Annotated in this window: 13 protein-coding genes; all 13 read left to right on the forward strand. The window is 35.6% G+C overall.

Annotation, left to right across the window (positions count from 1 at the left end; translation table 11 throughout):
* Position 1 precedes the first annotated feature (1 nt).
* Positions 2-745, forward strand: coding sequence for a glycosyltransferase family 2 protein (locus ACNQGX_RS11945; RefSeq protein WP_417976512.1), 744 nt, complete (start codon positions 2-4; stop codon positions 743-745).
* The gene (locus ACNQGX_RS11950; protein WP_417976514.1) at positions 742-1,650 is read left to right on the forward strand and encodes an NAD-dependent epimerase/dehydratase family protein; all 909 of its coding nucleotides are present in this window, start codon (positions 742-744) and stop codon (positions 1,648-1,650) included. The genes ACNQGX_RS11945 and ACNQGX_RS11950 overlap by 4 nt, the downstream gene beginning before the upstream one ends.
* Before the next feature lie 11 nt (positions 1,651-1,661).
* The gene (gene gmd / locus ACNQGX_RS11955; protein WP_417976516.1) at positions 1,662-2,774 is read left to right on the forward strand and encodes a GDP-mannose 4,6-dehydratase; all 1,113 of its coding nucleotides are present in this window, start codon (positions 1,662-1,664) and stop codon (positions 2,772-2,774) included.
* A 379-nt stretch (positions 2,775-3,153) separates the two neighbouring features.
* Positions 3,154-3,447: a GIY-YIG nuclease family protein gene (locus ACNQGX_RS11960; protein WP_417976518.1), complete on the forward strand. Its 294-nt coding sequence runs from the start codon at positions 3,154-3,156 to the stop codon at positions 3,445-3,447.
* A 217-nt stretch (positions 3,448-3,664) separates the two neighbouring features.
* On the forward strand, positions 3,665-4,597 hold the full coding sequence (locus ACNQGX_RS11965; RefSeq protein WP_417976520.1) for a GDP-L-fucose synthase family protein: 933 nt from the start codon (positions 3,665-3,667) through the stop codon (positions 4,595-4,597).
* A gap of 196 nt (positions 4,598-4,793) precedes the next feature.
* Positions 4,794-5,882 (forward strand): mannose-1-phosphate guanylyltransferase, encoded by a 1,089-nt coding sequence (locus ACNQGX_RS11970; protein ID WP_417976522.1) that lies wholly within the window; start codon positions 4,794-4,796, stop codon positions 5,880-5,882.
* Positions 5,883-6,243: 361 nt separating this feature from the next.
* The gene (gene rfbC / locus ACNQGX_RS11975) at positions 6,244-6,792 is read left to right on the forward strand and encodes a dTDP-4-dehydrorhamnose 3,5-epimerase (RefSeq protein WP_417976524.1); all 549 of its coding nucleotides are present in this window, start codon (positions 6,244-6,246) and stop codon (positions 6,790-6,792) included.
* Between the two features lie 388 nt (positions 6,793-7,180).
* Complete coding sequence (locus ACNQGX_RS11980) at positions 7,181-8,377, forward strand: ATP-binding protein (protein WP_417976526.1); 1,197 nt, start codon at positions 7,181-7,183, stop codon at positions 8,375-8,377.
* 106 nt (positions 8,378-8,483) lie between these two features.
* Positions 8,484-9,344, forward strand: coding sequence for a dTDP-4-dehydrorhamnose reductase (gene rfbD, locus ACNQGX_RS11985; protein WP_417976528.1), 861 nt, complete (start codon positions 8,484-8,486; stop codon positions 9,342-9,344).
* An 82-nt stretch (positions 9,345-9,426) separates the two neighbouring features.
* Entirely contained in the window at positions 9,427-10,473 is a 1,047-nt protein-coding gene (gene rfbB / locus ACNQGX_RS11990) for a dTDP-glucose 4,6-dehydratase (protein ID WP_417976530.1), read from the forward strand.
* A 94-nt stretch (positions 10,474-10,567) separates the two neighbouring features.
* Positions 10,568-11,437 (forward strand): glucose-1-phosphate thymidylyltransferase RfbA, encoded by an 870-nt coding sequence (rfbA, locus tag ACNQGX_RS11995; RefSeq protein ID WP_417976532.1) that lies wholly within the window; start codon positions 10,568-10,570, stop codon positions 11,435-11,437.
* 238 nt (positions 11,438-11,675) lie between these two features.
* On the forward strand, positions 11,676-12,629 hold the full coding sequence (locus tag ACNQGX_RS12000; RefSeq protein ID WP_417976534.1) for an MraY family glycosyltransferase: 954 nt from the start codon (positions 11,676-11,678) through the stop codon (positions 12,627-12,629).
* Between the two features lie 369 nt (positions 12,630-12,998).
* Positions 12,999-13,610 (forward strand): sugar transferase, encoded by a 612-nt coding sequence (locus ACNQGX_RS12005; protein WP_417976536.1) that lies wholly within the window; start codon positions 12,999-13,001, stop codon positions 13,608-13,610.
* Positions 13,611-14,061: the final 451 nt, after the last annotated feature.

Genomic DNA, 14,061 nt, shown 5'->3' on the forward strand with positions numbered 1-14,061 from the left:
GATGAAAATATCCATAATAACTGTTTGCTATAATAGTGCTACCACGATGGAAAAAACAGTTCTTTCAGTTGCCAGCCAAACTTATAAAAATATTGAATATATCATTATTGATGGTAATTCGAAAGATAATACTTTAGGAATTATTCAAAATCATCAGGATAAAATTTCGAAATGGATTTCGGAACCAGACAAAGGCCTTTATGATGCAATGAATAAAGGGATTGCTATGGCATCTGGAGAGATAATAGGAATTTTAAACTCAGATGACACTTTTAAATCTGATACCGTAATTGAAGAAATAGCTAATTTTCATACCCAAAATAGTATTGAAGCTTCTGTTGGCAATATTATGCAACACAGAGAAAACCGAAAAGTTATAAGGGTATATTCTTCAAAATATTGGAGCCCTGAAAAACTTAAAATTGGATTTATGCCTCCTCATCCGTCAATTTTTTTCAAAAGAGAACTTTTTAATAAACTTGGACAATATGATCTTGGTTTTAAAATTGGTGCGGATTATGAATTAATTACTCGTTTTTTTCTTAAAAATAATATTACATGGAAGTATTCTGGAATTACAACAACAGCTATGCTTGTTGGCGGTTTGAGTAGTTCAGGTTCTTCCTCCTATAAGTTAATAACCAAAGAAATCCAAAAGGCATTAATTATGAATGGAATAATGTTTACTCCTTTTAAGATTAAAATGCGATTTTTTTGGAAGATTATTGGATTTTTAAAGAAATGAAAGAAAAAAATCACGTTTTAATCACCGGAGTTTCAGGCTTTGTTGGTGTAAATCTTCAAGATTACTTGAAGCCTCCATTTGAAGTTATACCAATGAGTGTTCGATATCGGCCTAATCAACAATTAGAGATAAAAGCAGGGGCTATTATTCATTTGGCGGGAAAGGCTCACGATTTAAAAAAGGTGTCTAAACCAGCTGACTATTACGAAGCTAACTTTGAGTTAAGTAAGCAATTATTTGACTTTTTTTTGCAGTCAAAGGCATCTGTTTTTATTTTTATGAGTACGGTAAAAGCTGTGGCTGATGAGGTAAATGGAATATTGAACGAAACTGAAATACCCAATCCCAAAACGCATTATGGAATTGCCAAACAACAAGCGGAGAAATATATTTTGAGTGCAGCATTACCAGAAGGCAAAAGAGTTTATATCCTAAGACCCTGTATGATTCATGGGCCAGAAAACAAAGGGAATCTCAATTTGTTATACCAATTGGTTGCTAAAGGTTTGCCTTGGCCATTGGGCGCATTTGAGAATCAGCGTTCTTTTTTGAGTATCGAGAATCTTTGTTTTGTTATAAAAGAGTTATTAGAAAACGTTTCGATTCCTTCGGGTGTTTATCAAGTAGCGGATGATAAGCCTTTGTCTACAAATGAATTAATTAGATTGTTGGAGGTGAGTTTGAATAAAAAAAGTAGTATTTGGTCAATTCCAGTTTCATGGATTAGAGGAGTAGCCAAATTGGGAGATGTTTTGCATTTGCCTTTAAATTCAGAACGTTTACAAAAGCTAACGGAGAATTATGTGGTGAGCAATCAAAAAATTGTGGAGGTAATTGGGAAATCGTTGCCCGTTACGGCAAAGGAAGGATTATTAAAAACATTTGTTTCGTTTAGAAAAAAATAAAAATAAAAAATATGAAAATAGCACTTATAACAGGAATTACAGGTCAAGATGGTGCATATCTAGCTGATTTATTATTAAAAAAAGGATATGAAGTTCACGGAGTTAAGCGCAGAAGCTCGTTATTCAACACCGATCGTATTGATCATTTGTACCAAGACCCCCATGAGAAAAATGTGCGTTTCAAATTGCATTATGGGGATTTAAGTGATTCTACGAATTTGATTCGTATCATTCAGGAAGTACAACCTGATGAGATCTATAATTTGGGAGCGATGAGCCATGTCAAAGTAAGTTTTGATACCCCTGAATATACCGCTAATGCGGATGGTATTGGTACACTACGATTGTTAGAAGCCATGCGTATTTTGAATTTAACGAAGAAAACAAAAATTTATCAAGCTTCCACTTCAGAGTTGTATGGTTTGGTTCAAGCTGTGCCACAATCTGAAACTACGCCTTTTTATCCTCGTTCGCCTTATGCAGTGGCCAAGATGTATGCCTACTGGATTACGATCAATTACAGAGAGGCTTACGGAATGTTTGCGTGTAATGGGATTTTATTCAATCATGAGAGCCCATTACGCGGGGAAACTTTTGTAACCCGTAAAATTACCAGAGCAGTATCTAAAATGGCTTTGGGTTTACAGGATAATTTATTTTTAGGAAATTTAGATGCCCGACGCGATTGGGGACATGCTAAAGATTATGTTGAAGCCATGTGGTTGATTTTGCAACAAGACCAACCCGAAGATTATGTAATTGCCACGGGTGTAACCACTACGGTTCGTGATTTTGTGCGTATGTCATTCGAGGAAGTGGGCGTTACAATTGAATTTAAAGGAGAAGGAGTAGATGAAAAGGGGTATGTTGTATCTTGTTCTAATCCTGATTATCAAATTGAGATAGGGAAAGAAGTGGTGGCTGTTGATGCTGCCTATTTCCGTCCTACAGAGGTTGATTTATTAATTGGTGATCCAACCAAATCCAATACCAAATTAGGATGGAAACCCAAATATGATTTGCCTATGTTGGTCAAAGAAATGATGGCCTCAGATGTGGAGCATTTTCAAAAAGAAAAAATGTTGAAAGAGGCGGGGTATTTTATTAAGAATCAGTTTGAGTAGTCCTCGGTTCTCGATACAATTTTGAATAATAAAGCTGCCGGTTCTCGATACATTTTCTCTACAATTGCTGTCGCATTGCATAGAAAACACTCGAACTGACGAGTAGGCTCTTTGATGAAAACTCGGGGGGTAGGCTGTCTTATATACTCGCACGTTTCTTCGAGTGTTTTTTTAGCCTAGACAAATTTGTCTGGTTTGACGGAAGGCAGTAGGCTAAAAAATGTATCGAGAAGTTTTGATTACACAATGGTTCTCGATACATTTTCTCTACAATTGCTGTCGCATTGTATAGAAAACACTCGAACTGACGAGTAGGTTCTTTGATAAAAACTCAGAGCAGGCTGCAGGGAATGATACAATCTACTTAAATGAAGGAAACATGAAACAATCCTATGTTTATATTTTAAAATGTTCTGATAATACCTATTACACAGGTGTTACAAGCAATTTAGAAAGTAGGATGTTTAAACACCATACGGGATTTTATCCGGAGAGTTACACTTCTAGTCGAAGACCATTGCAACTGGTTTTTTATTGTGAGTTTACAGATATTAACTTGGCAATTGATACCGAAAAACAAATTAAAAAGTGGTCGAGAGCTAAAAAAGAAGCATTAATAAATGGTGATTTTGATGCATTGGTGAATTTAGCAAAAAAGAGTTTTGATAAATAGCGGTTCTCGATACAATTTTTAGAAAATAGCTGTCGCAATTTTCTAAAAATCACTCGAACTGACCCTTCGGTCCTTCGATAAAAACTCAGGATGAACTCGGGGCAGGCTAGTTCTCGATACAATTTTTGTTCCATTTCATTGTACAAAAATCACTCGAACTGACGAGTTCTTAACAACAATATGAGGAAATAATCAATAGCCAATATTTTAAAATATAATGAACAAACAAGATAAAATATACATTGCAGGTCACCGAGGAATGGTAGGTTCTGCCATTTTACGGGCTTTGCAAGCGCAAGGATTTAGCAATTTCCTGTTGCGTACTTCTGCTGAATTGGATTTACGTAATCAACAGGTAGTGACTGATTTTTTCACAAAGGAAAAGCCGGATTATGTATTTTTGGCAGCAGCGAAGGTTGGGGGGATTATAGCTAACAATACTTATAGAGCGGATTTTATTTATGAGAATTTGATGATTCAGAATAATGTGATTCATCAAGCATATGTGAATGGAGTTAAAAAATTGATGTTTTTAGGATCGTCTTGTATTTATCCTAAGCTTGCTCCGCAGCCTCTAAAAGAAGAATATCTACTTACAGGTGAATTAGAACCAACCAATGAACCATATGCTATCGCTAAAATTGCAGGGATTAAAATGTGCGATGGGTATAGAGATCAATACGGTTGTAATTTTATCTCCGTAATGCCAACGAATTTATACGGACCTAATGACAATTATGATCTTACTACTTCTCATGTACTACCGGCAATGTTACGCAAGTTTATTATGGCGAAACGCAATGGAGATACATCCGTAACCATTTGGGGAACGGGCAGCCCAAAAAGAGAATTTTTACATGCCAATGATTTAGCGGAAGCTTGCTTGTTCTTAATGGAAAATTATAATGATTCGGGATTGGTAAATATTGGAATTGGCGATGATATTTCTATATTGGATTTAGCTCGATTAGTAAAGAAAACAGTAGGTTTTGAAGGAGAAATTTTGACAGATATTACAAAACCAGACGGAACACCGCGAAAATTGATGGATGTTTCTAAACTGAATGGATTGGGATGGAAAGCGAAAATTACCTTAGAAGAAGGTATTCAAAAAGTATATGAGGAAATAAAGGATAATAAGTGGGAATAGAATTAAGAATTAACCCGTAGGTTGCAATTAGTTTTTAACGATAAATTTTCGTCAGTTCGAGTGGTTTTTTTAGCCTTATAGAGAACAAGAAAATTAGTGCTAAAAACGGGTTCTCGATACTTTTTTTGTTCCGTTTTACTCCACAAAAAACACTCGAACTGACGTTTTTAATAAATACACTCATTGGGTAATAAGTATGATAGAAAATAAAAGTAACAACTATGTCCTAATTATGGCAGGTGGAGTTGGCAGTCGGTTTTGGCCAAAGAGTCGCAACCATTTTCCGAAACAGTTTATTGACATATTGGGAATAGGGAAGTCTCTTTTGCAACTCACTTACGAACGTTTTGCGAAAATTTGCCCCTTAGAAAATATTTATATTCTGAGCAATCAACAGTATTTGGGTTTAATCCAAAAACAGTTGGCAGGGATTTCGACAGCTAACATTCTACTGGAGCCGAGCCGCAATAATACGGCGCCTTGTATTGCTTATGCGTCTTATAAAATATTGAAAAGTAATCCTGAGGCCAACATCGTTGTGGCGCCTTCGGATCATTTGATCTTAAAAGAAACGGGATTTCTAGATAAAATTACTCAAGCTTTACATTATACCGCAGTAAACGATGCCTTAGTAACCCTAGGTATTAGTCCAACACGACCGGATACGGGTTATGGTTATATCAATTTTCATAAAGAGGGTGTTGATGGCGTTCATAAAGTGGGGTGTTTCCTTGAGAAGCCTGTTTTAGAAAAGGCTGTAGCTTATGTGGCGAGTGGAGATTATTTGTGGAATGCGGGAATTTTTATTTGGCGAGCCAAAAGTATTCAGCATGCTTTTCAAAAATACGCCCCTGAAATTCACACGTTATTTATGCAAGGAGATGTTGTTTATAACACAAGCTCCGAAGCGGCATTTATAACAGAACATTATCCAAAAAGCCCTAATATTTCTATAGATTACGCCATTTTAGAAAAGGCAACTAATGTCTATACGATTCCTGCGGATATCGGTTGGTCGGATTTGGGTACTTGGGTTTCCTTACACGAAGTTTCTGAAAAAGACGATTCAAATAATGCTTTGAGCGTGGAGAACTTACATATTGTAGCAACTGAAAATTGCATTATTCATTTGCCTAAAGGGAAGGCAGCAGTGATAAAGGGATTGAAAGACTACATTGTGGTCGATGATGGGAAAGTATTGCTGATTTATCCTAAAGACAGTGAACAAGAAATCAAGCCTGTTGCCGCTGAAATGGTTGTCGCTTTTGGGGATGTGTATTTGTAATAGTTTTTTAATTTTTTACCCCGGCCCTAAAGGGAGAAATTAAAAAATAGTTTAAAATCTAAATTTATTAAAATTTTTATTTTACCCCGATCCGCCTCGACGGAAGCCGAAAATTTAGAACTTAATTTTAAATAGGATGATTTTCGTTTTACCCCGACCCTAAAGGGAACCGAAAATCTAGAGCATCTGGATTACAAAGGTTCTCGTCCCGATAGCTATCGGGGCATTTTTTATTACATTTCATTATATAAAATCCCGAAGTGTCGGGACGAACTGACCCTTCGACCCTTCGATAAAAACTCAGGATGAACTCAGGGCAGGCTAATAATTACACCCAACGGGTACTAAATAGATTTACGATATGACGATTGAAAAAACATTTATAGAAGATTTAGTAATCATACAACCCACCGTATTTGAGGATTCGCGTGGGTATTTTTTTGAGGCTTACAACCAAGCCAAATTTCTTGAAAATGGAATTGACTATCCCTTTATACAGGATAATCAGTCATTCTCTAAGCGAGGTGTGATTAGAGGATTGCATTTGCAAATCAATCCTTTTGCACAAGCCAAATTAGTACGGGTTTTGGAAGGGGAGATACTTGATGTTGCTGTTGACTTACGCAAAAATTCTCCTACTTACGGGCAGCATTTTAGTGTGGTTTTGAGTGCAGACAATAAAAAACAATTAATGGTGCCTCATGGTTTTGCCCATGGGTTTTCGGTTTTGAGTGATACTGCTTCTGTACTGTATAAAGTTGATCAATTGTATCATAAGGAAAGTGAAAGAGGGATTCGTTATGATGACCCGGCCTTAGCTATTGATTGGCAATTAGACCCTAATGAAGTAATCGTTTCAGAAAAGGATTTGGTGTTGCCGAGTTTTGAGGATGTTGATTGGGAGTTTTAGATTTCAGAATTTAGAATTTAGATTTTAGAGTTTGTCTATTGGGGTGTATAAAATAATTCGAATATTGTATAGTGTATAATGAATTTTCAAGTGTTTTTTGTACTCTATATCATGATGTCTGATTAAGTTCAAAGGCAAAATTTATTTTGTATTATTTTCTCGCAAAGGAGCAAAGACGCAAAGCGTAGTGTTATTTTTCTTTGTGTCTTTGAGACTTTTCGGCAATATTATTTGATTTCTTAGTGGTAAAACGAACCTGAATAGTCATGCTTTGTTAGATAGATTGAACAATAATTTATTATTTTGTATTGTTGATAGAACAAAATAAAGCTTTTTTGTATTGCCTGACGAACAAAAATAAGTATTTTTGTATTGTAAACAAAACAATATGGAAGAGTTAGTTGAGAAATTTCGTTTTAAATTAAGTCTTACTTCAACGGATTTCGTTAGGAGTTTGGGGAGTGATATTAATTGGAACGCAAGATTAATAGGGGTTAAAGGGGCAAGAGGTGTTGGGAAAACAACAATGCTCTTGCAGCATATTAAAATGAATCTGACGAAGGTGTTAGATAAGACATTGTATGTGTCTTTGGATTCAATTTGGTTTAGCAATAACACACTGGTCGATTTAGCGGATGATTTTGTAAAAAAAGGAGGTGAGTATCTTTTCTTAGATGAGGTACATAGATATGACAACTGGTCGCAGGAGTTGAAAAATATCTATGATGATTACCCGATGTTAAAAGTCGTGTTTACAGGGTCTTCTTTGTTGCAAATATTGAACGCTAGAGCTGATTTGAGTCGCAGGGCTATTACTTATACCATGCAAGGGCTTTCGTTTCGTGAATATCTTAGTATTGAAACTGGACAACATTTTGATAAATTGACTTTAGAGTCTATTTTGAGTAATCACTCAAAAGAATCGGCTTTGATTAATGCCAAGGTAAAACCATTGCAATATTTTGATACTTATCTCAAGCAGGGGTACTACCCTTTTTATAAAGAAGAATTAGATTTGTATATGCCTCGTTTGGAAGCGGTTATTAATATGATGCTTGAAATTGAGTTGCCTTTGTTGCGAGGTTTGGATTTGGCTTATGTTCATAAAATAAAGCAATTGTTGCTTATTATTTCCGAATCGGTACCTTTTATTCCTAATGTGAGTAAATTGAGTGAAAAAATTGGAATTGCTAGGAGTACTTTGCTTTTGTATTTTCATTATTTGGCTGAAATTGGTCTTACTATTAACTTGTTTAAACAGTCGGGAGGTATTAGTAAACTACAGAAACCGCTTAAAGTGTATTTGGAAAACTCAAATTTGATGTATGCTTTAACTTCGAGGGCTGCTAATACTGGAAATATAAGAGAAACATTTTTCGCAAATCAGCTCGGGTATACCCATAAAATCATGTATTCTGACAAGGGTGATTTTTTGATAAATGAGAAGTATGTTTTCGAAATAGGCGGAAAGGATAAATCCAGAAAACAAATTGAAGGTATTGAAAACGCCTTCATCGCAGCCGACGATATTGAGTATGGTTTTCAGAACAAAATACCATTATGGTTGTTTGGTTTTTTGTATTAATTCGTGAATGGTGAGAAGTTAGAGGTGAGGAGTTAGAGGTGAGGAGTTAGGAATGAGAAGTTAGAAGTTAGAAGTGAAGCTTGAAAATGGAAAGATTAAAAAATAAATGAAAAAAATACTAATTACAGGTGCCAAAGGGCAATTGGGTTCAGAATTGCAAGTTTTGTCAAAAGACTATAGCCAGTTTGAATGGGTTTTTACCGATAGGGAGGAATTGGATTTATGTGATTTGGCGCGATTAGAAATTGCTTTAACTAAAATTAATCCTCAAATTATTATCAACTGTGCGGCACATACCGCGGTTGATAAAGCAGAATCGGAGTTTGAATTGTCGGATGTATTGAATCATCAATCAGTTGCGGTACTGGCTCAATGGAGTCATGCCAATGACTGTAAATTGATACATGTTTCTACCGATTATGTTTTTGACGGTACAGCTTCTACTGCCTTAACGGAAACTGCCCAACCTAATCCGATTAATGTCTATGGGGTAACCAAATTAGCCGGAGAAAAAGCTTGTTTGGAACTGAATCCAAATTCAATTATTATCCGGACTTCTTGGGTTTATTCCAGTTTTGGGAACAATTTTGTTAAAACGATGTCTCGATTGATGCAAGAGCGGGATAGTCTGAATGTGGTTAATGACCAAATAGGCAGTCCGACTTATGCTGCTGATTTGGCACAGGCTATCATGACAATACTAACACATGATAACTGGCAGGCCGGTATTTATCATTTTTCTAATGAGGGGGAAATAAGTTGGTATGAGTTTGCTCTGGCGATTCGAGAAATTGGCGGTTTTGACTGTGAAATCAGTGGTATTCCATCGTCGGCTTATCCAACGCCTGCGAAGCGTCCGCAATATTCTTTATTGGATAAAAGCAAGATAAAAAACACTTTTGGAGTTATAGTGCCGAGCTACAAAGAAAGTTTGCAAAAATGTTTAAAGTTTAAGGTTTTTCAATAGTTCTCGATACAATTTTATAAAAATGCTGTCGCTATTTTATAAAATCACTCGAACTGACGAATATTAAAATATAGAAATAAAAATGAAAAAAATATTAATTACCGGTGGTGCCGGTTTTATTGGGTCTCATGTAGTACGGCTTTTTGTAAAAAAATATCCGAAGTATCAAATTTTTAATTTGGATGCGCTGACGTATGCCGGGAATCTCGAAAATGTTGCAGATATAGAGGCAGCACCGAATTATACTTTTATCAAAGGTGATATTGTTGATGCGCCGTTTATAGATCAATTGTTTGCGGAACATCAATTTGACGGAGTTTTGCATTTGGCTGCAGAGTCACATGTGGATCGTTCTATAACCGACCCGTTATCGTTTGTGAAAACAAATGTGATTGGAACCATGAATTTATTGAATGCGGCTAAGGCTATCTGGCAAGGGAATTACGAAGGGAAACGTTTCTACCATATCAGTACTGATGAGGTTTATGGCAGTTTAGGTGCCGAAGGATTGTTTACGGAGACTACCGCTTATGATCCGAATTCGCCTTATTCCGCTTCTAAAGCCAGTTCGGATCATTTTGTTCGGGCTTATGGGGAAACCTACGGTTTGCCTTATGTTTTGACTAATTGTTCCAATAATTACGGGCCGTATCATTTTCCTGAAAAATTGATTCCATTGTTTATCAATAATATCATTCAAAATAAACCCTTGCCAGTTTATGGTGATGGGAAATATACGCGTGACTGGCTTTTTGTAGAAGACCATGCCGTAGCGATAGATTTAGTCTTCCATGAAGGTAAAAACCACGACACCTATAATATTGGTGGTTTTAACGAATGGCAAAATATTGATTTGGTGAAATTGCTGTGTAAAATAATGGACGAAAAATTAGGAAGAATTGCCGGGACATCGGAACAATTGATTTCGTATGTAAAAGACCGTCCTGGACATGACTTAAGGTATGCTATTGATGCGACTAAGATTAATAAAGAACTGGGATGGAAACCTTCTGTTACTTTTGAACAAGGGTTAGAAAGAACCGTAAACTGGTATTTGGAAAATCAAACGTGGTTGAATAATATCACTTCCGGAGCTTATGCTTCGTATTACGAAAAACAGTATCGTTAGTGAGTTATGGAGTATAAGTTATGAGTTATAAGTTATGAATGGTGATAGGTTAGAAGTCGAAAGTCAAAGGTCGAAAGTTAAAAAGTCAAAAAAAATGAAAGGAATTATATTAGCTGGAGGTTCAGGAACCCGCTTGCATCCGTTAACGCTTGCTATGAGTAAGCAAATGATGCCTGTGTATGATAAGCCCATGATTTATTATCCGTTATCTACTTTGATGATGGCAGGGATTCATGAAATATTAATTATTTCCACTCCACATGATTTACCTAATTTCAAAAAATTGTTGGGAGATGGGACAGCAATAGGCTGTCAATTCAGTTATGCGGAGCAGGCCATTCCAAATGGATTGGCACAAGCTTTTGTCATTGGGGAAGAATTTATAGGAAAAGACAGTGTGGCGCTGGTTTTAGGGGATAATATTTTCTTTGGTTCCAACATGGATGAATTGTTACAATCCAATACCAATCCGGAAGGTGGCGTTGTTTTTGCTTATCATGTTTCAGATCCAGAACGATACGGTGTTGTGGAATTTGATGCCGATTTTAAAGCACTTTCTATTGAAGAAAAACCATTGGAACCCAAATCCAACTATGCGGTACCGGGACTTTATTTCTATGATAATTCGGTAGTGGAAATTGCCAAAAATATCAAACCCAGTGCAAGAGGCGAATACGAAATCACCGATGTGAATAAGGTATATTTGGAAAAAGGAGCATTGAAAGTGGGGATTTTAAGCAGAGGAACCGCTTGGCTAGATACCGGAACTTTTAACAGCTTAATGCAAGCGGGACAATTTGTACAGGTTATTGAAGAACGTCAAGGATTGAAAGTAGGCTGTATAGAAGAAATTGCCTGGAGACAAGGTTTTATTTCTGACCAACAACTAAAAGATCTTGCCGAGCCTTTGAAAAAATCGGGTTATGGAGAATATCTTTTAGGATTGTTGAAGCACAAGGTGTAACGGTTATGAGTTATGAGTTATGAGTTATCGGTTGTGGGATGTGGGATGTGAAAAGTTAATAGTGAGTTTTCGAAGTGGCATTGGCTAGCCTCCACCATAAATTTTAATATAATGCAGTTATATAGCAGTGCGAAATCGGATTGATTTAGAAAAATATTTTATGTTTTTATGTGTTGAAAAAATAGAGTATTTTTGTGGGCTCTACAAATCAAATAATTAACGAACAACAAACGGCAACATGAAATACATTGTACTGACCTTTTTATTTCTGATTATCAAACTTCTTTATTTCAAAATTGCAGATAAATACAATATTATCGATAAACCCAATTCCAGGTCCTCTCATACTGCTGTAACTTTAAGAGGAGGCGGGATAATTTTTCCAATAGCCATAAGTATCGCTTTTTTTTTAGGATATATCTCCTGGGAAATAACAGTCGCAGTTGTTTTGGTTGCCGCAGTTAGTTTTATAGACGATATACGACCGTTACCTCAATTGCCACGATTTGCATCTCATGTTATAGCTGTAGGTTTGGTTTTTTATGATTTAAACTTGTTTTCTGAATCCCTTTGGTTACTTCCTATAGTATTTATATTAATGACTGGTTGGGTGAATGCCTTTAACTTCATGGATGGTATTAACGGGATAACGGTTTTATATGCACTTACCGCGATTGCCAGTTTTTCTTTTTTACCCATTCACGAAGCCAGTTTACCCTTATTAATTACGATGGGATTGTCTTGTTTTGTTTTCGGAATATTTAATGTTCGAAAAAAGGCCAAAACATTTGCCGGAGATGTGGGCAGTATCAGTATGGCACTGTTTTTAGGCTATTTTATGATAAAAACTATTATTGATTTGGGGCAATTGGGGTACATTCTTTTCTTTTCCGTTTATGGGATTGATGCTATCATAACTATCATAAGCCGAATCAAAAAGAGAGAGAATATATTTGAATCGCACCGTTCTCATTTGTATCAATATCTGGCCAATGAAATGGGATATTCCCATGTTTTAGTTGCGTTTATTTATGCGGGAATCCAATTGGGAATAAACGCACTGGTTATTTATATGGATGTTAAAGGGTATTTGACGCTGTTTTTTATGGGTGGATTTTTAGTACTACTTACCATTATTTATTTACTTGTTCGAAATTTTGTTACTCGTAAAATGGTCCTAAGAAATTCATAATTTATTGGTCACAGAAATAGGTAAAACTATGCACTTTAGTGCATTTCGCTTTTGCTTCTAAAAAATGTTTGGCCACAGATTAAATGGATTATCACTGATTAATCTGTGTGAATCTTTTTAATCTGTGGCAAATTAAAAAGCTTTAACCTTGCAGACTTTAAGTCTGCCAAACCAAATTTATGGACTTCAAGTCCATAGTGGTTTAGTTTTGATGCTAAATTTTCGTGAGTTCGAGTGATTTTCGATAGAGAATTATATAGAAAGTTTTTTGCTAAAAAAAATACTCGAACTGACCCTTCTATTAAAACTCAGGGCAGGCTAATACTTACACGCAACGGATTTTTTTTAGAAATTAAATACTTCGAAGGTATGGTGAAGCGAGTTTTTGATGTTGTTTTTTTCCTATTTATACTCCTTTTGTTTTTTTGGGTTGTGTTAATTTCCTGGCTGGTGGCAGTTATCGATACGCATACTAATGGAATTTTCATCCAAGAGCGTATTGGTCAATATGGCAAAAAGTTCAAAATATATAAACTCCGTACCATGCAAGTTTCATCGCTTTCAGAAGAAGTTTGTATTTCCAGAATTGGGAAAATACTTCGGAACTATAAATTAGACGAGTTGCCACAACTTTTCAATATTTTAAAAGGGGAGATGAGTGTAGTAGGTCCAAGACCTGATTTGCCGGGTTATTATGATTTGTTAGAAGGAGAAAACCGAAAAATATTAGAGTTGAAACCCGGATTAACAAGTTTGGCTTCTTTAAAATATAATAAGGAGGAACAGCTGTTAGAAAAACAAGAATCCCCTGCGATTTACAGCGACAGTGTTATTTTTCCGGATAAAGTGCGGCTGAATTTAGACTATTATTACCACCGAAGCTTTTGGGGAGACATAGTAATTGTTTTGAAGACCTTTTGGTTTACTTTTTTAGCGAAAGATGGTTCGACCCTTCGAGCCTTCTATAAAAACTCAGGATGAACTCAGGGCAGGCTCTGCTCAGCCAGACAGTTTGAATGTCATTTTATATTGCTTTTTTTTTAAAAAAAAATAAGTCTCAACCTGACAATAATCAAAATCAATTTATTGTAATATGACTGTCCGTTACTAATATCAAAAAATATTTCAATCTCTTTATTAAAATTTGAACTTACAAAAGTACTTTGTAAGCCCCTGTAAATATTGAATTAAACAAAGAAAACATTATAATTTTTAAACAGTGAGGTTTAGAGGTTAAGAGCAGGTCAAACGTATTAAAAATTGAACCACATAGATTCTGTGTTGATTTCCAAATAAATCTATATTTTTTTTATACTTTTGTTTTTAAGTCAGTCATAGAACTAGACTCTATAGCGTGTTTAAGCCGTTTGTGTTTGCACGCTATTTTTTTGTGCTTGTTTTTTATTTTCATATTCTTTATCGTAAGTGGTTT

The organism is Flavobacterium glycogeni (assembly GCF_048286775.1).
In the GTDB taxonomy this organism is placed as follows: Bacteria; Bacteroidota; Bacteroidia; order Flavobacteriales; family Flavobacteriaceae; genus Flavobacterium.

What these genes read in the sequence shown, in the direction of transcription:
- ACNQGX_RS11945 (WP_417976512.1), top strand. Translation starts at nt 2, where the DNA reads ATGAAAATATCCATAATAACTGTTTGCTATAATAGTGCTACCACGATG.
- ACNQGX_RS11950 (WP_417976514.1), top strand. Translation starts at nt 742, where the DNA reads ATGAAAGAAAAAAATCACGTTTTAATCACCGGAGTTTCAGGCTTTGTT.
- gmd (WP_417976516.1), top strand. Translation starts at nt 1,662, where the DNA reads ATGAAAATAGCACTTATAACAGGAATTACAGGTCAAGATGGTGCATAT.
- ACNQGX_RS11960 (WP_417976518.1), top strand. Translation starts at nt 3,154, where the DNA reads ATGAAACAATCCTATGTTTATATTTTAAAATGTTCTGATAATACCTAT.
- ACNQGX_RS11965 (WP_417976520.1), top strand. Translation starts at nt 3,665, where the DNA reads ATGAACAAACAAGATAAAATATACATTGCAGGTCACCGAGGAATGGTA.
- ACNQGX_RS11970 (WP_417976522.1), top strand. Translation starts at nt 4,794, where the DNA reads ATGATAGAAAATAAAAGTAACAACTATGTCCTAATTATGGCAGGTGGA.
- rfbC (WP_417976524.1), top strand. Translation starts at nt 6,244, where the DNA reads ATGACGATTGAAAAAACATTTATAGAAGATTTAGTAATCATACAACCC.
- ACNQGX_RS11980 (WP_417976526.1), top strand. Translation starts at nt 7,181, where the DNA reads ATGGAAGAGTTAGTTGAGAAATTTCGTTTTAAATTAAGTCTTACTTCA.
- rfbD (WP_417976528.1), top strand. Translation starts at nt 8,484, where the DNA reads ATGAAAAAAATACTAATTACAGGTGCCAAAGGGCAATTGGGTTCAGAA.
- rfbB (WP_417976530.1), top strand. Translation starts at nt 9,427, where the DNA reads ATGAAAAAAATATTAATTACCGGTGGTGCCGGTTTTATTGGGTCTCAT.
- rfbA (WP_417976532.1), top strand. Translation starts at nt 10,568, where the DNA reads ATGAAAGGAATTATATTAGCTGGAGGTTCAGGAACCCGCTTGCATCCG.
- ACNQGX_RS12000 (WP_417976534.1), top strand. Translation starts at nt 11,676, where the DNA reads ATGAAATACATTGTACTGACCTTTTTATTTCTGATTATCAAACTTCTT.
- ACNQGX_RS12005 (WP_417976536.1), top strand. Translation starts at nt 12,999, where the DNA reads ATGGTGAAGCGAGTTTTTGATGTTGTTTTTTTCCTATTTATACTCCTT.